Below are 24,293 nucleotides of genomic sequence, written 5' to 3'. Positions count from 1 at the left end.
AAACAACCCCATGCACAGTCGCCGGCCGGTGCCGGGCGTTATTTCGCTTTTTACGAAATCACCTTGACACGTCGGGCAAATCAGGGGTGTACTGCCATCATCGCAGCGCAGGTCCGCTATCCGACCAGACGAGGGCGGCGTTGGTTTGCGAGCGGGTTCTCGAGCAGCACGGCGCGCAGCCATTCGCGGAAGCTGACGACCTCGGGACAATCTGCGGTGCCTTCAGGCGCAATCAGCCAATCCCCCAAACCGGATCCCTCGTTGAGCCGGTCGCAACGATAGCCCGGATGGTGGCCAAGGCCGCGGACGATCAGGAGGTCGACCTTGCCCTCGACCAACTCGTGCAAGCCCGCGGGCTGCAGCACCTGCAGACCGATTTCCAGATGCGCACTGCGAAACTCCGCCAATTTGAGGCGGCGCAGGTCGAAGCTGCCATGGACCCCCAATTGCAGCAGCACCGCAGCCGCCGGTTTCAATTGCGAGGTCGCGTCCGCGATATGGCGAAAGCCTTCGGAGATTCCCGGCAAATAGGCCTGCCCGGCCGCAGTCAGGATCAGTTGCTTATGCAGCCGCTCGAACAACTGCACGCCGAGACGCGCCTCCAGCGCTTTCACCTGCTGCCCCACGGCGGCAGGCGTCACGTGCAGCTCGTGCGCGGCCAGTTTGAAACTGAGATGCCGCGCGGCGGCCTCGAAGGCACGGAGCGCGTTGAGAGGTGGCAGGGCGTAGGTCATCGCGCGGGAGTTTGACACCGACAGGCGGTGGCCTTGCAATAGATTTTCTTGCGTTGAACCGCAGCAAACATGCTTTGCGCCGCGGCGACACCGCCGGATACGGTCAGGCCGCAATCCGGAGACACCCATGCCCGCAGCTCACATCGTCAGCCACAATCCCGCGACGGTCCACCCGCCCGCCGGCGGGTACTGCATGGGACTTGAACTGACGCAGCATCGCCGCCTGCTCTTCATCAGCGGCCAGGTGCCTGAGAGATGCGACGGAACCGTGCCCGAGGGCTTCGAGGCCCAATGCGAGCAGGCCTGGCGCAATGTCATCGAGGTGCTCGCCGCCGCCGGCCTTCGCGTCGAGCATCTGGTCAAGGTCACCACGTTCCTGACCGATCGGGATCAGCTCCTGGCCAACCGCACCATTCGTCGCAGGATGCTCGGGGAGCATCAGCCCGCGCTGACGGTCATGATCGCCGAGACCGTCGACAGCAAATGGTTGCTGGAGATCGAGGCGATCGCCGCCGCGTGAAACCAGCTTCCTCGACTTCGCAATGATCCACTGATTCAGGTGTCCAATGGCCGAGACCATCCATCCGTTCTATGAGCAGTATCGCGGCGCCATGGAGGCCGCCATGCGCTATCGCCTCGACCTCGCCGAAGCGATGTTGCGCGAGCGCGCGCATCTGACCGATGTCGATCGAATTCGACAGGAGGTGATGGACGAATTCCAGATCGTGCTCACCCAAATGCCCTATGTCGGAGGTGCGGCAAGTCGCATGAGTGATTTCTTCATGCGTCTCACCGGCTTCATGGCCATCAGCCGGGTGCTGCGGCGGCACGGCGTTCCGCCTCCGGTGATCGGCGAAATCGAACGGGAAACCTACAAGGCGCAATTGCTCGGGGAGCCCGAGGCGGAGCGCCTTGCCTCAGGGCGTCAATTCATGTCGTCCGAGAATCGGGCCTTGCTGCGCGAACAGGCGATAGACAGCGCGACAGAGAGCCATCAGAGGGAGTTTCCGGAAGATTTCGTCTACGATTTCGTCGAACCAGGCCCGGGCGACGAGTTTGAATTCGGCATCAATTACAGGGCTTGCGGCTTTTGCAAATTCGCGGCTCGCCATGGAGACAAGGAAATCCTGCCGAACATTTGCGGGCTTGATTTCGACGCCTATGCAACGCGCGGTATCCGCCTGGAAAGAACGCAGACATTGGCTGGCGGCGCGAGCCACTGCAATTTCCGATTCTCGCGGCTCCCGTCGGATTGAAGCGCAACGGTCTGGGTCTTTATCTCATCACGCGGCTGGCCGCACCACCCGCGTCAGCATCGGAAAATGCTTGTTGCCGCCCGCGAAGGGCGGAAACTGGACGAAGTCCGCGCGCATCCGCTTGATCACGTCGGAGCCCAGCGCGCGCGCAAGGGCCTGCGGGCTATCGAACATCAGCCTGTTGCGCTGCATGTACTCGACCCGCTGCGACGGCAGCCGGTCGACCCAATCGACCCGCGTGTAGATCTCGATCTGGCGGACGCCGGGGAAGGTCCGCATGATCGACGGATGATGCTCCAAATAATGCAAATTCCAGGCGTTCATGTCCTCGGCCCGTCCGGGATAATGCACGAGATAGCTGCACGGCGTCACCGTGCCGTCCGCATGCGTGGCGTCGTCGACCGGAAAGGCGCGCGTCATCATTGCCTGATGTGTCACGTCCAATCCGGCAAGGCTGGGCAGTCCGCGACCAGCCGCAAGACCTGCGAGCACGCCAGCGCTATCCATCGCGGCCTCGCACGCAAACAGGTTCGGAAACCGCAGCTGGAGCGCAAACACCGGCCCCGCCCCGTCGGCCTTGTAGGGATGATCGACCGATTGTTGCAGCGGCGTAAACAGCAGGCCCTCGGCCATCCCCGGGATCGACCCGACCATGGCGACCACAGCCGCAAGATCGTCCACATCAATTCGCCGCCCGCCTGTCGGATCGGAGAACGTCATGAACAGCGAGATCATGATGCCGCCGCCTCCTCGCCGGCTTGCAGATGCGACATGAGCGCCGCGCGAACGTCGTCGGGCCACGGGATCGCGTGATGGTCGATAAGCGACGTCGCGGCCAGGATCTGTTGCGCGCGCCAGCGCAGGCCATCCGCGCCCGTGACCACATGCGACAGATGCAGCGACGCCCGGCCGATCTTGACGATGTGCAGGCCGAACCTCAGGCGGTCGCCGAACTTCGACGGCCGTGAGAAATCACAGGTCAAATGCACCGTCGGCGTCCCGATCTTCCGGATCGTGATCAGCTCCGGCCAGGAGAACCCGATCGTCGACCAGAACTCCTCGACCACGCCGTTGAGGATGTTGAGGTAGGACGGAAAATAGGCGATCCCCGACGGATCGCAATCGCCGAACCTCAGCTCGCGATCGAACGAGAACGACGTCATCAGATCGCGACGACCGGGTGGCGGATGACGCCGACACCATCGACGCCGGCCTCGACCACGTCGCCGGGCCACAGCCATTCCTGCGGGCTCATGCCGGCACCGACGCCCTCAGGCGTTCCGGTCGCGATGATGTCGCCCGGTTCGAGCGTCATGCCCGACGAGATGTCGGCGATCAAAGCCGGAATGTCGAAGATCATGTATTTGGTGTTGGAGTCCTGCTTCATGACACCGTTCTTGGTCAGCCAGAGTCTGAGATCATGCGGATCGGGAATCTCATCCGCGGTCACGATGCAGGGGCCGAGCGGCGCGTAGGTGTCCATGCCCTTGGAGAAGATCCACTGCCCGGCGCGGCGATTGTCGCGCGCGGAGATGTCGATCATGACCGAATAGCCGAACACGTGATCCATCGCCTTCTCGACCTGGATGCGGGTCGCGGTCTTGCCGATGATGACGGCGAGCTCGACTTCCCAGTCGAGCTGCTGGGTCATGCCGGCATTGTGCTGGATCGCCACGCCCGGCCCGATCACCGAGGTCGGCGGCTTGGAGAACACGACCGGCTGCTTCGGCAGATCCTTGTCGGTGTCCAGGCTCTTGGCGGACTCCGCGACATGCGCACGGTAGTTCAGCCCGATGCCGAAGATGTTCTTGCGCGGGCGCGGGATCGGCGCCTGCAGCTTCACATCCTCGATCGGAACGGCCGCACCGGCCGGCAGGCTGCCGTTGGCGCTGTCCAGAGCCTGCTTCAACGCCGGCAACAACGTGACGGCGTTATCGATGAAGGACAGCATGTCGGCCGGCCAGGCGACGCCGCGTGACGCGCCGAGGCGCTCGACATCGACGACCAATCCGTTGACGACGACCCCAAGGCGGGCGCCGCCGGAGCCCAAGGTGTAGGTGACAAGACGCATGAAAGCTCGATCCGGTTATTCGGGTTGAATATTGCCGAGAAATGTCAGGCCGCGACCGGCTGATGGCCGGCATTGTCGCCATAGGCCTCTTCCCGGTAGAGGCCGAGCCCCTCGATGACGGGCAGATCGTTGAAGCAGAACAGGCAGGCGTCCTCGCTTTCCGAGGCGTTGCCGTGCTCATGCCAGACCCAGGACGGAACGCAGAAGATATCGCGCTCCTGCCACTCGAACCGCTGACCGCCGATCACGGAATAACCGTGCCCCTTGGCGACCTGGTAGACGAAGCTGCCGGTGTGGCGGTGCGACCTGGTCTTCTCGCCCGGGCGCAGCATCTGCATGCTGGCGCCGATGGTCTGCATCACATGGCCGCCGGTGACCGGATTGACGTAGTTCATCAGGATGCCGTCATAGGGCGATCCGTCGGTCGCGGCGGCATATTTCAGCAGCGACTCGTAGGTCGGCTCCCACTCATATTTGAACATCGGCGAATAGCCGTTCGACCACCGCGAGCCCGCCGGCCGAAGACCGGGATTGCCCCAGGTCTTGGTCATGTCGTCGACGGGGTAGCCGCACTCCTCTTGCTGGATCTTGGGGTGCACGACGAAGAAATTGGCCTCCAGCGCGTTGACGAGCGGAATGTCGAGCCCGTCCTGCCAGATGCAGACCGAACCGTTCGCCTCGACGCCATGCTCGTGCCAGGTGCCGTTCGGCGTCAGCACGAAGTCCCGCGCGCCGAGCGTCATCTTGTGGCCGTCGACGATGGTGTAGGCGCCCGCCCCTTCCATGATGAAGCGCAGGGCCGAAGCCGAATGCGCATGAGCCGATGCCACTTCACCGGGGTGCATGACCTGCAAGCCCGAATAGAGCCAGCCGACCGCGGCCGACACGTCGCGGCGACCGGGATTGTTGAGGTAGATCACCCGCCGGCCCGCCTTTTCGGGCGAGACCAGTTCCACGGAGCGCAGCACGTGCTCGCGCAGATCGCTGTAGCGCCAGAGCACCGGAACGGACGCCGACTGCGGCTGCCACGGCTCGATCTTGTTGGCGACCGTCCACAGCGCGCCCGCCTCGAACTTCTCGAGATCCTTGTAGTAGGCCTTGAGCTCCGGAGTGTCCTCGACATTGGCCCGGCCGATGATGTTCTCGCCCATGCTGTCCTCCAACTCCTGTCTCGTGACGTCCGGTTTCATGTAGTCCCGTCGCTATATCCACCGCTGTCGTCCTGGCGAAAGCCAGGACCCATAACCACCGCATTCGATTGTGAAGGGGATCGTGGCCCCGGATCGCTCGCCGATGACCAGTCGGGGTAATGGGTCCTGGCTTTCGCCAGGACGACGGTGAGGAGAGTTCGCGCTTCGTGGCGTTCCATCACTCCGTCCTGCCGGGAATTGACACGAAGTTCGCCTGCTCCGCGACATCAGCTGCCTGAGCTTCGCCTTCCGCAAGACCGAGCGGCGCCTGCGGACGGCGGTTGACCCTGAGATCGAAAATATCGAACCGGTTGTAGTGCCCGACGATGTCGTGCATCTGCTTCGGCTGGATGCAGCGCTCGAGATCGATGTCGGCATAGACGATGCCTTCATCGTCGATCAGCGGCTCGCCGACGAGACGGCCGTCCGGACCGATCACGCCGGAGAATGCGCTCGACTTGCGCTGCAGGCGCGCCCGCGCATCGGGCACGACGGTCTGCATCGCCGCAATGATCTCCTCCGACACGGTCGAGCAGGACACGATCGTGAAGATCTTTCCTTCGAAGGAATGGGCAATGGCGCGCAGCTTGATCGCTTCCGCCATGTCGTAGTCGGGCGGCGCGACGGGCAGCGAGATGTAGCTCGCGACGTGAACCAGCTCGCCCTGCCCGAGCAGCGCAAAGCGCGCGAGCGTGTTGGTGTTCTCGCCGCAGGCGAGCCCGCCGAGGCGCCCGATCTCGGTGTCATAGACGCGCAGGCTCGATCCGTCGCCGCCGGTCCAGGTCAGCTTCTCCGCCCAGGTCGGCACCAGCTTGCGGTGCTTGCCGAGCAGCGTTCCATCCGGGCCGATGAACACCAGCGTGTTGTAGATCGCGCCGAGCGACACCGGGCTGCGCTCGTTGACGCCAAGGACGACGTAGCATCCGGCATCGCGCGCGGCCTTGCGAACGATGTCGATCTCGGGGCCCGGCACCAGCACCGATGCCTTGACGAGCTTCTCGAACCAGGCGCTTCCGGTGACGGGATCGGTGATCCAGTTCCAATAGGGATAGCCGGGCACGAACACTTCAGGGAATGCGACCAGCCGCGCGCCGTTCGCCGCCGCCTCACGCACCAGTGAGGCGCCTTGTCGGCGGTGGCGCTTGCATTGAGATATACAGGTGAAGCCTGGACGGCGGCGGCTCTAAAGCGCGGCAGCTTCAGCATTGGCCCTACCCTGTCGCTGGCTTAGTCGCCGTCCGGAGCAGACGATCTACAAAGTCGGACGGCACTCGCAGCGTTGACTTACTTTACATGTAAACGTATGCTATCGCATATTTCTGGAGGGTGCAATGGCTGAACGGTCTTTTGCTCGTGAAGTCGAGGATCTCCGGCTCGGCGACGGCGACACCTTCCGCGGCGAAGGCATCCTCGCCATCACCAAGGCGCTGCTGCAATCCGGCGTCGCCTATGTCGGCGGCTATCAGGGCTCGCCGATCTCGCATCTGATGGACGTGCTTGCCGACGCCAAGGACGTGCTCGACGATCTCGGCGTCGTGTTCCAGAGCTCCGCCAACGAAGCGGCGGCCGCGGCGATGCTGTCGGCTTCAGTGATGTATCCGCTGCGCGGTGCGGTGGCGTGGAAGTCGACGGTCGGCACCAATGTTGCCTCCGACGCGCTGGCCAACCTCGCCTCCGGCGGCGTCACCGGCGGCACCATGATCATTGTCGGCGAGGATTACGGCGAAGGCTCCTCGATCATGCAGGAGCGCACCCATGCCTTTGCGATGAAATCGCAGATCTGGCTGCTCGATCCGCGCCCCGACCATGAATGCATCGTCAATCTGATCGAGAAGGGCTTTGAGCTCTCGGAAGTCTCGAACACCCCCGTCATGCTGGAGGTGCGCGTCCGCGCCTGCCACATGCATGGAAGCTTTGCCTGCAAGGACAATGTCAGGCCGGCGCACACCATCAAGGACGCGCTGAACAATCCGAAGCGCGACGTCGGCCGCATCGTGCTGCCGCCGGCGGCCTACGAGCATGAGCAGGAGAAGATCAAAACGCGGATGCCCGCGGCCATCAACTTCGTCCGGGACAACCGGCTGAATGAATGGATGGGACCGAAGCAGGGCAAGGTCGGCATCATCATGCAGGGCGGGATGTACAACAACGTCATCCGCGCGCTGCAGTATCTCGGGTTGTCGGATGCCTATGGCAACACCCAGATCCCGCTCTACGTCATGAACGTCACCTACCCCGTGATCGACACCGAGGTCGCGGAGTTCTGCCTTGACAAGGACGCCGTCCTGATCGTCGAGGAAGGCCAGCCGGAATATCTGGAGCAGGCGATCAATACGGTACTGCGCCGCAGGGATATCCAGGCCCGCGTCCACGGCAAGGACGTGCTGCCGATGGGCGGCGACTATACCGCGCAGGTGCTGCTCGGAGGCGTGCGCGAGTTCCTCGAGAAGACCGACCCGCGACTGCTCGGCAACCGGCCGCCGGCGCCGGACGCGAGCCCCGTGCTCAACCATCCCGAGGTCGAGAAGCTGAAGCACGTCGTGCCGGCGCGTCCGCCCGGTCTTTGCACCGGCTGTCCGGAGCGGCCGATCTTCGCCGCCATGAAGCTGGTCGAAAGCGAGCTCGGCGAACACCACGTCTCCGCCGACATCGGCTGTCATTTGTTCTCGATCCTGCCGCCGTTCAACATCGGCGCCACGACGATGGGTTTCGGCCTCGGCCCGGCCTCGACCTCGGCCTTCAACGTCAAGGCCGACAAGCGCTCGATCGCCGTGATGGGCGACGGCGGCTTCTGGCACAACGGGCTGACCAGCGGCATCGGCAACGCCGTCTTCAACAAGCATGACGGCGTCTTCGTCATCGTCGACAATTACTACACCTCGGCGACCGGCGGTCAGGACATCCTGTCGTCGCGCGCGGTCAGCAAGCGGCGCAACACCAACAACTCGATCGTACAGGCCGTGAAGGGCATCGGCGGGCAATGGGTCCGGCAGATCGACCGCACCTACGATGTCGGCCGGATGCGCGACACGCTGAAGGAAGCGCTGACCACCAAGGAGCAAGGCCCGAAGGTCATCGTCGCCTCCTCCGAATGCATGCTGAACAAGCAGCGCCGCGTGAAGCCGCAGATCAGCAAGGCGATCAAGGACGGCGTCCGCACCGTCAAGGAACGGTTCGGCGTCGACGAGGATGTCTGCACCGGCGACCACGCCTGCATCCGCCTCTCCGGCTGCCCGTCGCTCTCGGTCAAGCAGCTCGACGATCCCCTGCGCGACGATCCCGTCGCGGCGATCGACAATTCCTGCGTCGGCTGCGGCAATTGCGGCGAGGTCGCGGATGCAGCCGTGCTGTGTCCCTCGTTTTACCGCGCCGACGTCATTCACAATCCGACCGGCTGGGACAAGTTCAAGTCGGGGATCGCGATGGCCGTGATCGGCTGGCTGCAGCGGCGACGCGATCGCCGGCGGCCGGCGCTCGAGGCTTTGGCATGAGAATTTGGACATGAGAGACGAGACCGTCCAGTTGGCGCTTCCTGCCGCGGGTGATGCGACCGAACGGCCGATTTCGATCGCGATCGTCGCGATGGGTGGCCAGGGCGGCGGCGTCCTCACCGACTGGATCGTCCAGCTCGCCGAGAACCATGGCTGGGTCGCGCAGTCGACCTCGGTGCCCGGCGTCGCCCAGCGCACCGGCGCCACGATCTACTATATCGAGGCGATGCCGCCGCTCGATGGTCGCAAGCCGATCCTGTCGCTGATGCCGACGCCCGGCGACGTCGACGTGGTGATGGCGGCGGAATTCATGGAAGCCGGCCGCTCGATCCTGCGCGGCCTGGTGACGCCGGACCGCACCACGCTGATCGCATCCAATCACCGGACGTTTGCGATCGGCGAGAAGATCGCGCCGGGCAACGGCATCGCCGACCAGGGCGCGGTGACCGGCGCCATCGGAATTGCCGCCAAGACCGAGATCATCTTCGACATGAATGCGCTGGCGATCGCCAACGGCAGCGTGATCTCAGCCGCGATGTTCGGCGCACTCGCAGGCGCCGGCGTGCTGAGCTTCAGCCGCGACAGCTATCTCGACGTGATCCGCGCCGGCGAGAAAGGCGCGCAGGCCAGCATCCGCGCGTTCGACGCCGCGTTCGACCGGGTACAGTCGAAGTCTCCGGAGGTTGCGGCACCTCCGCCATCGGAGACGGCCACGACGCCCTCCTCGCCGGCTGTTCTGGATCCCCGTCTTGCCGGCCTCGCCGCCCGGCTGACGCAGGAATTGCCCGCGGCCGCGCAGGCCATCGGCCGCGCCGGGCTGAAGAAGGTGGTCGATTTCCAGGACGTCGCCTATGGCGGCGAATATCTCGACATCCTCGGCAGGCTCCACGCCGCCGATCGCAGCGCCAATGGCGCCGAGCGCAATTTTGCCTTCACCGAGGCCGCCGCAAAATATCTCGCCAACGCCATGACCTATGATGACGTCATCCGCGTGGCCGACCTCAAGACCCGATCGGCCCGCCGCGCCCGGATCGAGGGCGAGCTCGAGCTGTCCGAAGGCCAGGTGCTGCAGACCACCGAGTTCATGCATCCCCGCATGGAAGAGGTGATGGGCATGCTGCCGGCGGGATTTGCCCGCTGGCTTGGCGACAGGCCGGGCCTGGTCGGCTGGCTCGACCGCCGCGTCAACAAGGGACGACGGGTCAAGACCTACTCGCTGCCCTGGTTCGTCGCGCTCTATGCCGTCGGCGGACTGCGCGGCATGCGCCGCCGCTCGCTGCGCCATGCGATCGAGACGGCGCACCGGGACGAATGGCTCAAGGCCGCGACAGAGGCCGTGCAGGCGAATTATCAGTTGGGCGTCGAGATCCTGCAATGCCGGCGCCTGGTCAAAGGCTATTCCGACACCCACAGCCGCGGCCTGTCGAAATTCGACAAGACGCTGGCCGCGATCAAGCTGGTCGCGCCGCGCGAGGATGCCGCCGACTGGGCGCGCCGGCTGCGGGAAGCCGCGCTGAAGGACAGCGCCGGCAAGGAACTCGACGGCGTGATCCAGACCATCAAGAGCTTCGCATGACGTCGTCGGCCCTCAAGGAAAGCACGGCTCCCGCCTTCGGGCAGGTCGAAACCCGGCTGTGGCTGCAACTGCTGTCGCTGCATGGCGAGCTGTTTGCGTCGTTGAATTCCATGCTGAGCTCGGAGTTCGGCTTGTCGCTCGCCAAATTCGACGTGCTGGCGCAACTCGATCGTTACCCGGAAGGCCTCGCGCTCGGGCAGTTGTCGCAGAACCTGAAAGTGTCCGGCGGCAATGTCTCGGGCCTGGTGCAGCGCCTGCTGGCCGACGACCTCATCAGCAAGGCGATGTCGAGCGAAGACCGCCGCTCGTTCATCGTGCGCCTGACGCCGAAGGGCGCGGCCCTGTTCAGGAAGGCCGCCGACGTGCATAAGAGGCACCTGAGCGAACGGCTCGAAGGCATCCCAGCGCGGGAGCTGGAGGCGGCACTGTCGATGTTGCGGTCGCTCTCCTCGAAACTCGGCAGCGAAAGCAAGAAGCAGGGTCGCAAGACATAATGGCCAAAGACTCCAGGAGCAGATGGAAATCCGGTCCACCGCGGACGCGGGATCAGCTGCAGAGCTATATTCCCTATCTGTTCAACCGGCTCGCCAACCGCTGGAACCTGGATCAGAACCGCGATCTCAGCGAGCACAACATCAACAACGTCGTATTCCGGACGCTGTCGGTGCTGTTCATCTACAAGACCCTGACCGTCAACGAGATCGCCGTGCTGGCCGTCACCGAGCAGTCGACCGCGAGCCGCATGGTCGAGTCGATGGTGACATCGGGCCTCGTCAAGCGCGAGATCGCGGAAGAAGACCAGCGCCGCCGCGTCGTCGGCTTGACGGCGGAGGGCGAGGCCCTGCTGCGCAAGATCTGGCCGATCATGGAGAACAATTACGAACGCCTCACCGTCGGGATCGATCGACGAGATCGAGGTTTGCGCCCGCGTGCTGGCCAAGATGGTCGAGAACATCCGCCAGAACCAGATCTGATCCGCAGCGATCATGGGCTGAGGCCGGCTAGGCTGGTGCCGCCGCAGACATAGAGCACCTGGCCGGTGACGAAGTCCGAGCGCTCGTCGAGGAAGAAGCTGATCGCATGCGCGACGTCCTCGCGCGTGCCGAGCCGCCCGACCGGAACGTTGCGTGCCATCTTGTCCTGCTGCTCGGAGCCTTTCGGGACGATGCCCCAGAAATTGTCGGTCAGGATCGGGCCCGGCGCGACCACGTTGACCGTGATCCCGCTCGACGCCAGCTCCAGCGCCCAGGTCCGCGCCATGCCGTGCACGCCGGCCTTGGTCGCCGAATAGGCCGAGCGCGTGACCGCGCCCATCGCGGCGCGCGAGCTCACGAACACGATCCGCCCGAACCGCCGCGAGCGCATCCCGTCCATCGCGGCCTGGGTCAGCAGCATCGGCGCGCCCAGATGCAACTGCGCCAGCGTCAGGATGTCCTCCGGCTTCGCATCGGCCAGCAGGTTCGGCAGGATGATTCCGGCATTGTGCACGAGGCAGTCGACCGCGTGATCGCGGGTGATCTCCTCGGCGATGGCCCGCGTCTCCGCGAGGCTGGTCAGGTCCGCGCGATAGGCGGTGAGCAGATCATGGGTCCACGCAGGTTCCTCAAGCCCGACCGAAACCACCCGCTGTCCTTCGGCGACGAGCTTCTTCGCCAGCGCCTCGCCGATTCCCGAATTGCCTCCGGTGATCAATGTGGTGCGGGTCTGGCTCATGATCGGCTCCCTGCAAGCGGCACGGGTCACTCCTGCCGCCGCTTGAGGTCGCGAAGGTCGAAGAACGCGCCTTCACGCATCAGCTTCGCGACGACATCCTTCAATCCGCCGCGCTGGATCTTCTCGGTCGCGGTCAGCGGCAGTTGATCGACAAAGCAGATCCAGCCCGGCGCCTTGTAATAGGCCATCTGCTCCAGGCTCCAGCGCACGATCTCCTCGGCGAGCGCGCGGTCGGCCCCCGGCTGCTCCGCGATGATGACGGCCGCGACCTCATCGCCACGCACCTGGTCGGGAGTCGCTGCGACCGCGGCCTGCCGGATCGCGCCATGGCGGTTGAGCACGGACTCGACCTCGACCGCGGCGATGTTCTCGCCGGAGCGGCGGATCACGTTCTTCTTGCGGTCGACGAAATGCAGATCGCCATCGGCATCGCGCGAGACGATATCACCGGTATGCAGCCAGCCGTCCTTCCAAGCTTCAGTGGTGGCTTCCGGATTCTTCAGGTATTCCCTGAAGAAGCCGTAGCGGGGATCATCCCCTGCCCGCCGCACCAGCAGCTCGCCCGGCACGCCCGCCGCCGCATCGTTGCCGCCGTCGTCGACGATCCGAACCTCGACTTCGGGCGCCGGACGACCGAAACAGCTGGTGCCGACCTTGCGCGGCTCGGCATTGGCGGCGATCACGCCGCCGCTTCCGGTCTCGGTCATCGCCCAGGCCTCGAGCAGCGGGAAGCCGAAGCGCGCCTCGAACGGCGCGTGCAGCAGTTTGTCGACGCCGGCGCCGAAGCCGAACCGCACGGTGTGCGCACGATCTTCATCAGATGGCGGCGCGCTCATCAGCATCGAGGGCATGACGCCGAGATAATGCAGGCAGGTCGCGCGGCTGTCGCGCACCGATGCCCACCAGCTGCGCGGATGGAAGCGATCGAGCATCGTCAGGCAGCCGCCGACCGACATCATCGCCATCAGCGACACCGCCATCGCGTTCATGTGGAACAGCGGCAGCGGCGTGATCATGCGCTCGCCGTCGCGCCTCAGATCGATCAACCCGCCGACGTCGCGATACCAGTCTCCGGAATACAGGAAGTAGGTGTTGGTCAGCACGCAGCCCTTGGGCTGGCCTGTTGTCCCCGACGTATAGAGCAGCGCGCATTCGCTCGCACCGTCGCCGGCGCTCGCCGGCCGCGCGCCGCCGAACGGGGCCGGAACATCGCCGTCATCGGTCACAACCGGAATCGGCCGGCGGCCTGGCGCGCCGCCGTCTCGACCTCGTCGTGCCGCTTGGCGAGGACGAAGGCGGCATTCATCTCGGAATGCGCGATGATGTATTCGAGCTCGCTGACCCGCAGATCGGGGTTGATCGGCACCACGGAGACCCCGAGCGCGTTCAACGCGAACCACAGCTCGATGAAGACCGGCCGGTTCTGCAGCAGAAGCCCGACCCGATGGCCCGCACCATAGCCGCGGTCGGCAAACGCCGCGCGCCACCGCTCCACCCGCCCGAGCATGGCTTCGTACGTGATCTCCCCGGCGGCGATGCCGTAGATCCCGGCCGTCTCCGGCAGCACGTTGAGAAAGCCGGCTCCCCCCCGGCGGAGCGCGGTCTCGCGGAAGCGGGCATAGACTGTGGTCGCTGTGGTCAAGACGCACTCACATGAAAAGCTGGATATTGCCGAACGGCGCGTCGAAATTCACGAGATCGATGCGCTTGAGCTTGATCTTGAGGCCATCGCCGACCTGCACGAGATCGTGCGAGGCCCATCCTGAAAAGCGCTCCAGCGTGTCGCCGCGCGTTTCGGTGTAGATGAACGACGTCCGCGCCTTGAAGATGCCGGCCGCCGGATCGCAGGCAATGATCTGCGGCGCCTGCAGCAGATGATGGCAGCGGCTCTTCGGCTTCTGGCTGAAGGTGCGCTCGCCGGCCAGCCGCTCGATGCGCACCTTCATCAGCAGCAGGTCCTCGTACATCAGCGACGGCTGCAGCACCGGATCCTGCTGTTGCCATTCCAGCGGCATCCAGTAGCGCCCCTCCGGGTGAAACAGGTCGAGCCAGGCCTGCCACTGCATCGTGTCGAGCAGATCGGCTTCCCGATAGACGAAATCGGTGATGGTTTTTTCGCTGATCATTCCGCGGCCTCGACCGGCTCGACCATGTCCATGGTCATGAACTTGGCCCAGGCATGAAACTGGTTGCGCATCTGCCGTTCCGACGTGCCGTTGATGACCGCGGTGACATCAGCCTCCTCGCCGCTCTCATAGAGCCGGCGCAGATTGACCCACTGGTTGCCGTTGGTCTTCAACCCTTCCTGCGCCCGCTCATACATCTCGAGATCGTCGTGCCCGACGATCGAGGTCGGCGCATTGATGAAGCGGTTGTACATCAGCGCGCGCTCGTAGAGCTTGTCGGGCGCGCCGACCAGACGATAGACCCAGCTCTCCACCAGCGTCCTGTCCACCGCGATCGGGATGAAGTTGCGCAGGATCTGCACCGCGCCCTTCACCATGATGTTCGGGAAATAGACCGTGTTGTGCCGGACTTCGCCGAGAATCTCGTGGGCCCGCTTCTCGCCATAGGCCGCCACCATCCGGCCGAGATAGCCCTCGATATCAGAATAGTTGGAATGGATGGAATTGGCGACGCCGGTATGACCATGGCCGTTGGGCCAGATCCGGATGCCGCTCTGCTCGTAGAACTCGTACGGGCTCATGAACGGCCCATAGAGCTGCACCGCCATCGGCGTTTCCTTGGAGTCGCCCTGTTCGCGCTGCCAGACCTTGATGGCGGTGCCGGCCGAGCTCTCATGCGCCACCATCGGATGGCAGGTGTCGGTCTGGTTCTCGACCAGCATCTTCCAATTGCAGGTGTGCATGTAGCGGATCGGCGCGGCCTCGACGGCGAGCTTCCCCTCCGGCGAGCGGTCGACCATGTTGTCGATGGTCGAGAGGCTTTCGCCGAAATAGTCCTCGAAGCCGACGCCGGTTTCGCTCAGGCGCGCGAAAATGAAATCGCGGTAGACGACGACGTTCTTGATCCGCGACAGCCCATTGTTCGCTTGGGTGTCGGTGAATCCGGTGCCCTCGTAGCCCTTCTTCAGCGGGATCGCCAGCAGCGAGCCGTCGGTCTTGAACGACCAGGCGTGATAGGGGCAGCGGAAGAACTTTCCGGTGTTGCCGCACGGTTCGGAGGCGATCTTGACGCCTTTGTGCGGACAGCGATTGTAGAACAGGTGGATCGAGCCGTCGGTGTGGCGGCTCGCCACCACCGGCTGCCGGCCGACATTTGCGGTGATGAAGTCGCCGGCCTTCGCCAGCTGGCTGGCATGCCCGACATAGATCCAGCTGTTGGGAAACAGATGCTCCATCTCGAGATCGAAGATCTCGGGATCGACATAGACGTCGCGATGCACCTCGGCCTCGCGCACCAGCCCGCCGATCGCGCGGGGATTCTTTCCATATTTCGCCATGGCGCCTCTTGCCTCCGCTCAGAGATCCAACACCAGCCGTTCCGACTTCGCACGCGACACGCAGATCTGCATGACCTTGTTGGACGCCTTCTCCTCGTCGCTGAGAATGACGTCGCGATGATCGGGCACGCCGGCGATCACGCCGCACTGGCAGATGCCGCAATCACCGCGCTGGCAGTCGTAGAGCACGTCGAGCCCGGCCGATTCCAGCGCCTGGATGATACTCTGATCGGTCGCGACGTGATGACCTGCCCCGTCGACTTGAGTTCGACCTCGAACGGCTTGTTCGGCGACGTCGGCTGCTCCGCCTTGAACAGCTCGAAATGGATGCGGTCCGCCGGAATGCCCCTGGCGAGTGCCGCCGCCTTCACCGCGTCAATCAGGCCGGCCGGGCCGCAGACATAGACGTGAGCGTCCGCCGGCGCATCGCCGAGCACTGCTGCGATATCGAGGCGGGACTCGTCGCTGTCGTAATGAATCGCCAAACCGTCCGAGCAGATCGCCTGCAACTGCGGCAGGAACGCCAGCAACCCCGGCATCCGCCCGGCATAATGCAGGCGATATCGAGCCCCCTGCGCCTTCAGCTCGGCCGCCATCGACAGGATCGGCGTAACGCCGATGCCGCCGGCAACCAGCAACGCCGGCGCGGATCCCTCGTGAAGGCCGAAATTGTTGACCGGCGCGCTCGCCCGGATGACGTCGCCGACCTGAAGGGCATGCATGAACTGCGAACCGCCGGCCGACGTCTCCTCACGGAGCACCCCGAGCGCAACCGCGCCCTCGGGCAGATCAGGCAGCGCCATCAGGGAATACGGCCGGTCGCCCCCGCCCGGCAGCAGCACGCGAATATGCGCGCCCGCTTGCCAGTCCGGCACAGCACCGCCCTCCACGTCGAACACAACGCTGCGAATGACTGGCGTCTCCGCAACGACCGACTGCACTCTGAGCTTGAGCGGATGCGCGTCCATTCGGGCATCTCATATTATATGAATTTGCATATTTTTATACATGTAATAATTGGCTGTCAATCGTCGAAGCAACGGGATGTCGGTGTCGCAAAGGAAGGCCCGCGCCCGGGCCGGCGCGGGTCCTCCGCGGCGAGCGGAGCGCGCAATCCATTCGGCAGGCAAGACGCCGTCGATCGCTGGGTGGGAAAGACCGCGAGATGCGCACGACGCATGAGCACGGCTGTCCCGGTTGGTTCAGGCTGCAACGTCCGTGGGGTTGCTCAGCAACCGACATCGTCGGCGATCGCGAGCGATCGCCATTGATGCGTTAGCGTTCGAGCGGCAGCGATGACCTGCCTGCGGTGGCTTCCGCTAAAGGGACGCGCGATCGCTACGTGCCGCCTGGCCCGGCATACGAGACCGCGAGCGTCGCCAGGACGGTCCTGTTGCTGATCTCGAGCTTGCGGAAGATGTGATGCAGGTGAACCTTGATGGTACCGTCGGCCACTTTCAAACGGCGGCCAATCTCCTTGTTCGACAGGCCTTCCGACACCAGGTTCATGATCTGACGCTCGCGCTCCGTCAGCATCGCGAGATACTTCTCCGGCATCGCGGTTTGCGAACAGGAGATGGCCTCCTCCCCCGAGGGCGGCGGCAGCATCTTCTGGCCGTCCGCGACCTGACGTAATGTCTGGATCAGGGTCTCAGGCTCCTCGTCGTGGAGAATAACGCCGTACGCACCGGCCGCTGCCAGCATCGCCAGATCGCGATCCTCAATGGAGGTAGCCAGAAAGACGAAGCGCACGGCAGGCGCTCCGCAATTGCCAACGTCGATCGTTGCCTGCTCAAAGATATCAGGCATCGACATGTCCAAAATGGCTATGTCGGGCGCTAGACCCCTCACTGCGTCGAAACAACTCGCAGTATCATTGCAACGAGCGACAACCTTGAAATCACGTTCTGCTTCGAGCAGGCAATTCAGACCCAATAAAACAACTGGATATCTGCTAGCAATCACCACACGACTGAAATGCATTTACGACCGATCCTCAATCCCTCCAGTTCAGCTCGGCGCCCAATCGATTAATAAGCTACTCCAATCTTAAGCTTTTTCGTAAGGTTTTGTTGTCGCGGGGGACCCGTGAATTTACTGCCCTGAAGTGTGTCAATGGACACATTTCAGCAACGCATAATCGCAAGTCCAAAATCACTCACCCAGAGCGGGTGCCCATCGAAAGGTGCTTGGCGCGCGTCCCACGAGGTCCGCCGGCTCGTTCTGATGACGATCGACATTTGAAACGCCGAGCGTCATCTCCGGCAATGACTATAACCAAAGGTATATAGGGATATTGGGGATTAGCATCTAACATTCTTAAATATTTAGAGTGGGCTCAGACTTTTTCGACCTCAGATTCGCCCGTTCGATCGGACAAGTCCGAGGAAGCGTTTTGAATACGACTTCTTTTTTAGCTGGGTGATGAGCAACAAAATGAGCCGGCTTCAGCCGACCCGCCCATTGTTTCATTGTAGCGTCCGGGAGAGTTTCCATGAGACGACGATATCCTTTTGCTATTGTACTTGTTGGTGAAAATAGTCTTCGTAAAGAAGGTCTTGCAAGAATTCTGAACTCGGAGAGTTTTCAAGTCCTGACTTCGATATCCGACGCCGACGATTTGCTTGGCGTCGCCACGCCCCACAGGGCCGCAGCCAATCAGCCATTGCTGCTCCTCATTGTTCACACCGGCGACGATTTTCGCCCGACAATCGAGCAAATCGAGTCCTTCACACGCCGCCACGCCGATGGACGCGTAGCCGTCGTCGCGGATCAATATCGTGTGAGCGACCTGGCTGCCGCGCTTCGGGCAGGCGCCACGGGGTACTTCATCGACGTGATGAATTGTGACGCGTTCATCAAGTCCATCGAACTCGTCATGATGGGTGGCACGGTCTTTCCGCCGGCGTTCCTGACGTCCGCACTCGACGCCGAGGAACGCGACGCAGACGATGCACCCGTGCCTCATGACGACGATCCTGCTGCCGCGGAAGCGAACGACAGGCTCGCTCGGCAACTTTCGCCGCGGGAAATCTCGATTCTGCAGTGCCTGATCGAGGGCGATTCCAACAAGTGCATTGCCCGCAAGATCAACATTGCCGAAGCCACGGTGAAGGTTCACATCAAGGCGATCCTTCGCAAGATCAGGGTTCAGAATAGAACGCAGGCAGCGATCTGGGGCTTGCACCATCGCCCAGCGGCCTGGTCGAATGGCCACGGTTCGTCGCACCAGGCCACCGATGCCGAGCGGCCTCTCCCGCCGAAGCGAGAAATTCCCAAGGTCGCAAGAGCGAGCCGGCCGGCACCACTTGGCCCGATCGAGCACACGACGAACTATTTTGAAGTGCCCCTCACGAACGGCCACGGCCACAACGGCATGAGCTCGAAGATCGACGGGGCGATCCGGCTTCGCAAATAGCCGAAGCCTTCCCGTTTGATGTCCCGCCGGGTAATCCCGGCGGGATGTCGCGCGAACTGAAAGCCGCACAAACGGACGCGATGCGCGATGACCGATGCCGAGGTCCGCGCCAACGCAGCCGACGATCGCGCATCAACGTATCGGCCGCCGCCGCAGCTAACCGTGGGCGTTGATCGCTCGTCGCCGTCGACGAGCGATGCGGAGCGATTGCCCGAGAGAGGCAACCTCCTCAATGGCCCCGCGGACGGGCAGACCTTTGTCGCTGGCGTCTTTCGGCGAGCAACGACAGCAGACCGCCGAGCACCAGAGCAGCGAGGAACGTCAGCGCGAACAGCAGCGGACCGTTGGGACCGGAGGGGATCGTCACCGCCTCCGCGGGCAGCAGCGTTTGACCCGCAGCGAACCTGACCATGTCAGTCGCCGGCGTGCCGTCCTGGTTGTCGGACGCGACATCCTTCTCCGCGCCCTCCACCACCTCCTTCAGACGTTCGAGTTTGGCTTGAGCGCTGAGATAGGTGGGATGACGCGGACCCAACACGGCCGAAAGCCCGGCCAATTCCCGCTCGGCCGCAGCGTACGCCTCGGTCGTCTGCGCGCGCAGCCGCCCACGCAGATATTCGGACGCTACCCAATTCGCCAGGTTGGCCGCGCGCTCCGGGTTCGACGTGGTCACGGCGATCGCGATCAAATAGGACCGCGGATCGTTGGTAACGGTGATCTGTTTCATGAGGCGCGTGATCGCGAGTTCGCGCGGCGTTGAGGTGTGATGAGCCCAGACATGGGACAGCGCGCGCTCCAGGCGGCTCGGGCGCGTGTATTCGGGGTCCTGGTCGAGCCGCAATGCCGACACGACCGCGCTGGCGGTGCCGCGCGACCGGATGATGCGCGCCGAGCTGTCCACGACGGCAGTCGCATCGACGGCCGCTGTCGATTGCAGCCTCTCGCCGGCCATATTTTCGTTGCGAACAAAGTCGAGCTGAATGATGCTTCGCCGGTGTATCGCGGTGCCATAAACATGAACGCGACCAGGAAGGCTGCCAGTGCCAGCACGACGGTTCCCATGACGAGCCGTCGCTGCCTCCATACGACACCCAGCGTATCGCGCACGACCTGCTCATAATGCATACGTGGGGCGCTGATCGCACCTGTCTCGACAAACATGTCCTGATCTCCCGAACGGGAACGGGTCCCCGATCTTTGCGAGTGGCCAAAGCGGCCGGCCTGTAGCCGATGGCTCAGTGACGTCATCGTATGAAAATCCTGAAAGTGGCCCGGTTGAAAAGCGCGCCGACCAGCGCACGGGCCTGAAGGCGGTCGGCTACCCTGAGCAGATCCAGAAACAGGCGCTCGCCGTCGGATTGGTCGGCCGGTTCTATCCGGCCATCGCACCCGTCGGCCTTTCGGTCGACAAGGGCGCCGACTATATCGAGCAGACCCCGCTGATAGGAATGGCGCGAGACTGTGCAGCCGAGCAGCCGCGCCTCTCGCTTGCATCGGATTTGCGCCGGGGCAAAGCTGCGCGTAGCCGTCCTAAACATCGGCAAATCGGCTTCGGTGTCGCCGATCGCAATCGTCTCGGCGTCCGGTCCCAGGACCCGATCGCGCAGGGCCGCCAGGCCTGTCCCCTTGTCGACGTCCTTTGCCACCACGGTGGTATCGCTCGTGGTTTGACGGAAGCAAAGCCGGTCGAGCCGCAGCGTCGTGATCAGATCGCGCACGATCAGCGTTGGCAGCGGGACCGGAACGCCCTGCCCGACGGTAAAGCGGCGCATCCGCGATAGCAGGCTCTGGGGTTTCTTCTCGATCATGTAGGCCCGGATGGAATATCTGTGACGCTCGTCGAGAAATACGCCGGGAAGTTGCCGCAGCGCTCTCCTGAGCTCATCGAGCTGAACCAGCGTGTTCTGATCGATCAGCGGCAGCCCGTGTCCGGCAACGGCATCCCACAAATACGCGCCGCTTTCCGCCACGCCCCCGGCCAGCCCGTAGGCTTCACAATAGTCCTTGACCTCGTAGACCGACCGCGCCGTGTTGAGCGCGACCGAGCAGCCGTGCTTCGATAGCAGGGAGAGCGCCTCGATGCCGGCCGCCGTCGTGGACGGATAGCCGAAGATGCGTCGATCCAGGACGCCGTCGATGTCGAGGAAGACGAGCCGCGAGTGCCAGGACGCCGCTCGCGACGGCCGACACCGCGCACCGCAGAACTGAGCGGTCTGCACGGTCAGGAAATCCCACGCGCCGAGGAAGCGCCGGTGCTGCTCCTGTTGTTGCTTGCCGCACTGCACGACACTGAAGAGATTCTCCTGCGCGGTCTCCATTGCCCACAGTCCGGCGAGCAGCTTGTTGATGAAGAGCCGATCTGCAACCGACGTGTCGCCGGAATGCTCGACGTAACGGCGGAGCAATCGATCCTCCTCGTCGGGCGACAGCTCGAAGCTCAAGATGGCGTCCGCGAGGTCGTAAGCTGGGTCGACGCTGTTCAGCAAGGTCTTGCCGAGGCCATGCCCGTAATAGCCCGTCTTCAACAGACCTGTCCTGTCCCCGATCCACTTGCCAGCTTCCATGTTGCCATCGATCAGCGTGGGATACGGGCAATGCAATTGATAGAGGCGCTGCTGGATCAACGACCGCATCGGTACATCGAGCACGAAACTGCCATACGCGCGACCGAACGCCTCCGCCAGCAGCGTCCAACCGTTCTCGTGCACGGCCTTGCCCGCAACACGCGACTTCGGCAGGGCCATGAGACGGGTGCGCGCAGCAACGTAGCAGGCCATCCTGTCGATCCAGGAATCGCGATTCAGTCCGACATCCGTCGCAGCCTGCTTTTGCGGAAGCCACTCACTGTAGAGGATGCCGTCACGCAGCCCGAGGACCGGCGCAACGAACTCGGACAGCCGCTGCGCGACAAGGAACGCCGGGTAACCGAGGTATCCCAGCCCAACGCCCTTCGCCACGAAGTGACGGACCTCGCGATCGCCTTGCGCTGCCTGCAGCTGCACCTTGAATATCCGCTTCAGCGTCGCGCCGCGTTTGCCGCTCGCGCCGTGCTGCTGACTGCCATCGAGCTCCTCCGCCCACCAGCTATCAAGAATCTGGACGTCGGCGAACCCACGTGGCGCAAGATATTCGGCCAATCGTGCCTGAACGATCCGGGGATCAAGCAGCTGCTGCTTTCGCCAGCGCTCCGGCTCGAGCGTGATCACCAGGCCGTCAGGCAACATCGCGGCCCAGCCGGGCGTTGCCGGATGCGTCGGCACCAGCACCCTTATGCTGGAAAGGTCGAAGCCCGCCTGACGCGCGATATCGACAGCCAGAACGATCGTGCCTCCCGAATTCGGAGGGTCGTCTACAATGACGAGCGTGAAGCCCTTCCGGGCGTACTCCGACAACTGCCTGCGCTCCCGCTCGCTGGGTCCCTTTTTCGGTTGCACGGTGAGCGCGGCGATCCGGCTGTAACCTTCCGCCTTGAAGAAGGAGCACAGCAGCGCGGAAAAATAGGTGCCAGCCGTTCGCAAACCCAGGACGAGAACCGGCTGCGACCTGTCGGCGCTCTCCCGCATAAACTGCCGTCCCAGCTCGAACACATCGTCAGGTGTGAGATCGAGCCGATTGAATGCGGACGGTATGCCGAGGCGAGCGTCGCGCAGACCGGATGGGAGCCGCCGGCGCAACAACGCCGACAGCTTCCCGACGACCCCTGCGAACGGCGCCGCATCGCCGTCCGATCGCATCAGGTCGGCCAGGAGGATGTCGAGCCCGTTCTGCCACTCCTCGCTCCAGCGGCGAAGCTCGTTCTTGTGACGCAGCGGGATCTTCTGCGCGGCTCTGTCGGTGGTCCGTAACGCGAGCCGTCCGAGCCGGGTTTTTGCCAGCTGCGGGGGTAAGCGCAGCGTGTGGCCGCGCAGATATTCGTCGACGCCATTCAACAGTGAGCACGAAAGCAGATATATGTTTGTCGCAACGTCCCGCGCCTGCCACCCCGGTTCAACATCACCGAGCCGATCGAGCTCGGCGGCAAGTCGCTCGCTCGCTTCGCCGACCGTCAGATGAGGATCGAGGCACCAATCATAGGCGGAATAGAACTTGGTCTCGGCCGGCAGCGGGTCCAGCGCCACCGTCGATCGCCCGATTATCGCCTGCCTCTCCAGCATCAACATCGCTATTTCGGCTCCGATTCCCTGGAGGTTACGCCGCCGAACCCGCTTCGATTTCGGACAGATCGTGTCCGGCGTATTGATCGATCGCACGTGCATAGACCGCCATCAGCGCGTGGTAGTTGGCTTCGGCGGTGAAATACCGGTCAAACGTCTCTCGCGCAGCGCGGCGCATCTCAGTCAATACCGATGCCTCGGACCAGAGCGAGCGCACACATGCCGCGAGATCGTCCGCGTCGCCCGATGCAAAGCACACGCCGTTGTGCCCATCGACGATGTCCGCCATTGCGCCATGTCGGGGAACGATAACGGGCGTGCCCTTGGCGAACGCCTCGATCACGACGCGAGGGAGTGCCCCCTCGTAACATTGCGACGGCAGGATCAATGCCGCGGCGCCGCCGATCAGTTCGTAGACGTCCTCGTGGGCCACGCCGCGCAACCAGTCGATCGCCGCGTTACGCGCGGCCGCCTCGCGAACCAGCCCGTCAAGTGGACCGTCGCCCACGATCTTCAGCGGCACCTCCAGCCCTTGCCAGGCCTCCAGAAGCGCTTGAATGCCCTTTTCCTCGGAAAGCCGGCCGACATAGACGGCGTAGCCGCCATCGCCGACGCCGACGCGCGGCTCGGGAAAGAGGAAGTTGGGCTTGACCACGATCTTTTCCGCGGGAAGCCCCCCTTCGATGAACTTCCGGCGACTGAATGCACTCAGGGCGACGTACGCATCGACGGCGTGTCGCCAGGTCCCCAGCATGCGATGCGCCCCAAGCATCGTCGCGACGGTCGCGCTCGCCGCTGTGCTATGCCGGTAGCAGTTGTGCGCGACGCCACGCCACAACGTCGCCTTGCCGAGGCAATCCTCACAAGGCTTGCCATCGCGGAACAGCAGCGCATTGACGCAAACAAGACGGAAATTGTGCAGCGTCTGCACCACCGGAACGCCCTCGGCATGCGCGGCGTAATAGGCGGCCGGAGACATCAGTGGAAACGTGTTGTGGAAGTGAACGACCTGCGGCCGATGCGAACGGATCAATTGCCGCATCTCGGCTATGGTCTGCCGGCTCCAGATCGTGCGGCTCGCGAGCTGCAGGCGCCCCATGTCGTCGATCGAGTCGTTGGAGAGGCAATACTGCGTCACCTCGTGGCCGTGCGCCCTGAGCAGCGCGACCTCGGCGGCGACGCATTGGTCCTCGCCGCCGGCGAGCTTGTAGAAATTGTGCGCCACGA

General features: G+C 63.7%; 22 protein-coding genes and 1 pseudogene. 7 read left to right on the top strand and 16 right to left on the bottom strand.

Annotation, left to right across the window (positions count from 1 at the left end; genetic code table 11):
• Nucleotides 1-116: 116 nt before the first annotated feature.
• Nucleotides 117-734 carry a LysR family transcriptional regulator gene (locus ALC15_RS21340; RefSeq protein ID WP_050628956.1) on the bottom strand — a complete coding sequence of 206 codons (618 nt, stop codon included), beginning with the start codon at nucleotides 732-734 and terminating at the stop codon, nucleotides 117-119.
• A gap of 127 nt (nucleotides 735-861) precedes the next feature.
• Here ALC15_RS21340 and ALC15_RS21335 point away from each other — a divergent pair, with 127 nt between their 5' ends.
• Both ALC15_RS21335 and ALC15_RS21330 read left to right on the top strand, forming a co-directional pair.
• Complete coding sequence (locus tag ALC15_RS21335; RefSeq protein ID WP_050628955.1) at nucleotides 862-1,254, top strand: RidA family protein; 393 nt, start codon at nucleotides 862-864, stop codon at nucleotides 1,252-1,254.
• Nucleotides 1,255-1,300: 46 nt separating this feature from the next.
• Nucleotides 1,301-1,990, top strand: a complete 690-nt coding sequence (locus ALC15_RS21330; protein WP_050628954.1) for an L-2-amino-thiazoline-4-carboxylic acid hydrolase — start codon at nucleotides 1,301-1,303, stop codon at nucleotides 1,988-1,990.
• 27 nt (nucleotides 1,991-2,017) lie between these two features.
• Here the strand turns inward: ALC15_RS21330 and ALC15_RS21325 are convergent, their stop codons facing one another.
• The 5 genes from ALC15_RS21325 to ALC15_RS21305 form a co-directional block, all read right to left on the bottom strand.
• Nucleotides 2,018-2,725 (bottom strand): EthD family reductase, encoded by a 708-nt coding sequence (locus ALC15_RS21325; protein ID WP_050628953.1) that lies wholly within the window; start codon nucleotides 2,723-2,725, stop codon nucleotides 2,018-2,020.
• On the bottom strand, nucleotides 2,722-3,153 hold the full coding sequence (locus ALC15_RS21320; protein WP_050628952.1) for an acyl-CoA thioesterase: 432 nt from the start codon (nucleotides 3,151-3,153) through the stop codon (nucleotides 2,722-2,724). The genes ALC15_RS21325 and ALC15_RS21320 overlap by 4 nt, the downstream gene beginning before the upstream one ends.
• Nucleotides 3,153-4,061: a fumarylacetoacetate hydrolase family protein gene (locus tag ALC15_RS21315; RefSeq protein WP_050628951.1), complete on the bottom strand. Its 909-nt coding sequence runs from the start codon at nucleotides 4,059-4,061 to the stop codon at nucleotides 3,153-3,155. Before ALC15_RS21315 ends, ALC15_RS21320 begins: the two co-directional genes overlap by 1 nt.
• A gap of 44 nt (nucleotides 4,062-4,105) precedes the next feature.
• A complete protein-coding gene (locus tag ALC15_RS21310; protein ID WP_050629009.1) occupies nucleotides 4,106-5,212 on the bottom strand; it encodes a cupin domain-containing protein in 1,107 nt (368 codons plus the stop codon).
• Between the two features lie 217 nt (nucleotides 5,213-5,429).
• On the bottom strand, nucleotides 5,430-6,365 hold the full coding sequence (locus tag ALC15_RS21305) for a carbon-nitrogen hydrolase family protein (protein ID WP_244486191.1): 936 nt from the start codon (nucleotides 6,363-6,365) through the stop codon (nucleotides 5,430-5,432).
• A gap of 217 nt (nucleotides 6,366-6,582) precedes the next feature.
• On the opposite strand from ALC15_RS21305, the gene ALC15_RS21300 reads away from it, so the two are divergent.
• Genes ALC15_RS21300 through ALC15_RS21285 form a run of 4 tightly spaced genes read left to right on the top strand, consistent with a single transcriptional unit; the run spans nucleotide 6,583 to nucleotide 11,345 of the window.
• Complete coding sequence (locus ALC15_RS21300; RefSeq protein WP_050628950.1) at nucleotides 6,583-8,742, top strand: thiamine pyrophosphate-dependent enzyme; 2,160 nt, start codon at nucleotides 6,583-6,585, stop codon at nucleotides 8,740-8,742.
• A 10-nt stretch (nucleotides 8,743-8,752) separates the two neighbouring features.
• The gene (locus ALC15_RS21295; protein ID WP_050629008.1) at nucleotides 8,753-10,318 is read left to right on the top strand and encodes an indolepyruvate oxidoreductase subunit beta family protein; all 1,566 of its coding nucleotides are present in this window, start codon (nucleotides 8,753-8,755) and stop codon (nucleotides 10,316-10,318) included.
• Complete coding sequence (locus ALC15_RS21290) at nucleotides 10,315-10,812, top strand: MarR family winged helix-turn-helix transcriptional regulator (protein WP_050628949.1); 498 nt, start codon at nucleotides 10,315-10,317, stop codon at nucleotides 10,810-10,812. Before ALC15_RS21295 ends, ALC15_RS21290 begins: the two co-directional genes overlap by 4 nt.
• A complete protein-coding gene (locus ALC15_RS21285; protein WP_244486190.1) occupies nucleotides 10,812-11,345 on the top strand; it encodes a MarR family winged helix-turn-helix transcriptional regulator in 534 nt (177 codons plus the stop codon). Before ALC15_RS21290 ends, ALC15_RS21285 begins: the two co-directional genes overlap by 1 nt.
• Here the strand turns inward: ALC15_RS21285 and ALC15_RS21280 are convergent.
• The 7 genes and pseudogenes from ALC15_RS21280 to ALC15_RS21255 all read right to left on the bottom strand — a co-directional run bounded on the left by ALC15_RS21280 (nucleotide 11,303) and on the right by ALC15_RS21255 (nucleotide 17,303).
• Entirely contained in the window at nucleotides 11,303-12,031 is a 729-nt protein-coding gene (locus ALC15_RS21280; RefSeq protein WP_050629007.1) for an SDR family NAD(P)-dependent oxidoreductase, read from the bottom strand. The genes ALC15_RS21285 and ALC15_RS21280 overlap by 43 nt on opposite strands.
• Before the next feature lie 26 nt (nucleotides 12,032-12,057).
• Nucleotides 12,058-13,673, bottom strand: a pseudogene (locus tag ALC15_RS21275) (ATP-dependent acyl-CoA ligase).
• A 7-nt stretch (nucleotides 13,674-13,680) separates the two neighbouring features.
• Nucleotides 13,681-14,157, bottom strand: a complete 477-nt coding sequence (locus ALC15_RS21270; RefSeq protein ID WP_050628948.1) for an aromatic-ring-hydroxylating dioxygenase subunit beta — start codon at nucleotides 14,155-14,157, stop codon at nucleotides 13,681-13,683.
• A complete protein-coding gene (locus ALC15_RS21265) occupies nucleotides 14,154-15,494 on the bottom strand; it encodes an aromatic ring-hydroxylating dioxygenase subunit alpha (protein WP_050628947.1) in 1,341 nt (446 codons plus the stop codon). Before ALC15_RS21265 ends, ALC15_RS21270 begins: the two co-directional genes overlap by 4 nt.
• 18 nt (nucleotides 15,495-15,512) lie before the next feature.
• Nucleotides 15,513-15,704 carry a 2Fe-2S iron-sulfur cluster-binding protein gene (locus tag ALC15_RS46390; protein WP_347336308.1) on the bottom strand — a complete coding sequence of 64 codons (192 nt, stop codon included), beginning with the start codon at nucleotides 15,702-15,704 and terminating at the stop codon, nucleotides 15,513-15,515.
• On the bottom strand, nucleotides 15,632-16,462 hold the full coding sequence (locus ALC15_RS21260) for a ferredoxin reductase (protein ID WP_244486188.1): 831 nt from the start codon (nucleotides 16,460-16,462) through the stop codon (nucleotides 15,632-15,634). Before ALC15_RS21260 ends, ALC15_RS46390 begins: the two co-directional genes overlap by 73 nt.
• 370 nt (nucleotides 16,463-16,832) lie before the next feature.
• Nucleotides 16,833-17,303 (bottom strand): LuxR C-terminal-related transcriptional regulator, encoded by a 471-nt coding sequence (locus ALC15_RS21255; protein ID WP_244486187.1) that lies wholly within the window; start codon nucleotides 17,301-17,303, stop codon nucleotides 16,833-16,835.
• A 685-nt stretch (nucleotides 17,304-17,988) separates the two neighbouring features.
• Between ALC15_RS21255 and ALC15_RS21250 the strand changes: the two genes are divergently transcribed.
• The gene (locus ALC15_RS21250) at nucleotides 17,989-18,912 is read left to right on the top strand and encodes a LuxR C-terminal-related transcriptional regulator (RefSeq protein WP_050628945.1); all 924 of its coding nucleotides are present in this window, start codon (nucleotides 17,989-17,991) and stop codon (nucleotides 18,910-18,912) included.
• A 229-nt stretch (nucleotides 18,913-19,141) separates the two neighbouring features.
• On the opposite strand, the gene ALC15_RS21245 is transcribed toward ALC15_RS21250, so the two are convergent.
• The 3 genes from ALC15_RS21245 to ALC15_RS21235 all read right to left on the bottom strand — a co-directional run bounded on the left by ALC15_RS21245 (nucleotide 19,142) and on the right by ALC15_RS21235 (nucleotide 24,291).
• Complete coding sequence (locus ALC15_RS21245) at nucleotides 19,142-19,996, bottom strand: hypothetical protein (RefSeq protein WP_094193999.1); 855 nt, start codon at nucleotides 19,994-19,996, stop codon at nucleotides 19,142-19,144.
• Nucleotides 19,997-20,156: 160 nt separating this feature from the next.
• Nucleotides 20,157-23,072 (bottom strand): HAD hydrolase family protein, encoded by a 2,916-nt coding sequence (locus tag ALC15_RS21240; protein ID WP_050628943.1) that lies wholly within the window; start codon nucleotides 23,070-23,072, stop codon nucleotides 20,157-20,159.
• 28 nt (nucleotides 23,073-23,100) lie between these two features.
• Nucleotides 23,101-24,291 carry a glycosyltransferase family 4 protein gene (locus ALC15_RS21235; RefSeq protein WP_210168597.1) on the bottom strand — a complete coding sequence of 397 codons (1,191 nt, stop codon included), beginning with the start codon at nucleotides 24,289-24,291 and terminating at the stop codon, nucleotides 23,101-23,103.
• Nucleotides 24,292-24,293: the final 2 nt, after the last annotated feature.

It is taken from the genome of Bradyrhizobium viridifuturi, from assembly GCF_001238275.1.
Lineage (GTDB): Bacteria > Pseudomonadota > Alphaproteobacteria > Rhizobiales > Xanthobacteraceae > Bradyrhizobium > Bradyrhizobium viridifuturi.
Note: the sequence above shows the minus strand (reverse complement) of the source record. Positions and strands in the feature narration are given on the sequence as shown.

What these genes read in the sequence shown, in the direction of transcription:
- ALC15_RS21340 (WP_050628956.1), bottom strand. Translation starts at nt 734, where the DNA reads ATGACCTACGCCCTGCCACCTCTCAACGCGCTCCGTGCCTTCGAGGCC.
- ALC15_RS21335 (WP_050628955.1), top strand. Translation starts at nt 862, where the DNA reads ATGCCCGCAGCTCACATCGTCAGCCACAATCCCGCGACGGTCCACCCG.
- ALC15_RS21330 (WP_050628954.1), top strand. Translation starts at nt 1,301, where the DNA reads ATGGCCGAGACCATCCATCCGTTCTATGAGCAGTATCGCGGCGCCATG.
- ALC15_RS21325 (WP_050628953.1), bottom strand. Translation starts at nt 2,725, where the DNA reads ATGATCTCGCTGTTCATGACGTTCTCCGATCCGACAGGCGGGCGGCGA.
- ALC15_RS21320 (WP_050628952.1), bottom strand. Translation starts at nt 3,153, where the DNA reads ATGACGTCGTTCTCGTTCGATCGCGAGCTGAGGTTCGGCGATTGCGAT.
- ALC15_RS21315 (WP_050628951.1), bottom strand. Translation starts at nt 4,061, where the DNA reads ATGCGTCTTGTCACCTACACCTTGGGCTCCGGCGGCGCCCGCCTTGGG.
- ALC15_RS21310 (WP_050629009.1), bottom strand. Translation starts at nt 5,212, where the DNA reads ATGGGCGAGAACATCATCGGCCGGGCCAATGTCGAGGACACTCCGGAG.
- ALC15_RS21300 (WP_050628950.1), top strand. Translation starts at nt 6,583, where the DNA reads ATGGCTGAACGGTCTTTTGCTCGTGAAGTCGAGGATCTCCGGCTCGGC.
- ALC15_RS21295 (WP_050629008.1), top strand. Translation starts at nt 8,753, where the DNA reads ATGAGAGACGAGACCGTCCAGTTGGCGCTTCCTGCCGCGGGTGATGCG.
- ALC15_RS21290 (WP_050628949.1), top strand. Translation starts at nt 10,315, where the DNA reads ATGACGTCGTCGGCCCTCAAGGAAAGCACGGCTCCCGCCTTCGGGCAG.
- ALC15_RS21285 (WP_244486190.1), top strand. Translation starts at nt 10,812, where the DNA reads ATGGCCAAAGACTCCAGGAGCAGATGGAAATCCGGTCCACCGCGGACG.
- ALC15_RS21280 (WP_050629007.1), bottom strand. Translation starts at nt 12,031, where the DNA reads ATGAGCCAGACCCGCACCACATTGATCACCGGAGGCAATTCGGGAATC.
- ALC15_RS21270 (WP_050628948.1), bottom strand. Translation starts at nt 14,157, where the DNA reads ATGATCAGCGAAAAAACCATCACCGATTTCGTCTATCGGGAAGCCGAT.
- ALC15_RS21265 (WP_050628947.1), bottom strand. Translation starts at nt 15,494, where the DNA reads ATGGCGAAATATGGAAAGAATCCCCGCGCGATCGGCGGGCTGGTGCGC.
- ALC15_RS21260 (WP_244486188.1), bottom strand. Translation starts at nt 16,462, where the DNA reads ATGGACGCGCATCCGCTCAAGCTCAGAGTGCAGTCGGTCGTTGCGGAG.
- ALC15_RS21255 (WP_244486187.1), bottom strand. Translation starts at nt 17,303, where the DNA reads ATGCCTGATATCTTTGAGCAGGCAACGATCGACGTTGGCAATTGCGGA.
- ALC15_RS21250 (WP_050628945.1), top strand. Translation starts at nt 17,989, where the DNA reads ATGAGACGACGATATCCTTTTGCTATTGTACTTGTTGGTGAAAATAGT.
- ALC15_RS21245 (WP_094193999.1), bottom strand. Translation starts at nt 19,996, where the DNA reads ATGGAGGCAGCGACGGCTCGTCATGGGAACCGTCGTGCTGGCACTGGC.
- ALC15_RS21240 (WP_050628943.1), bottom strand. Translation starts at nt 23,072, where the DNA reads ATGTTGATGCTGGAGAGGCAGGCGATAATCGGGCGATCGACGGTGGCG.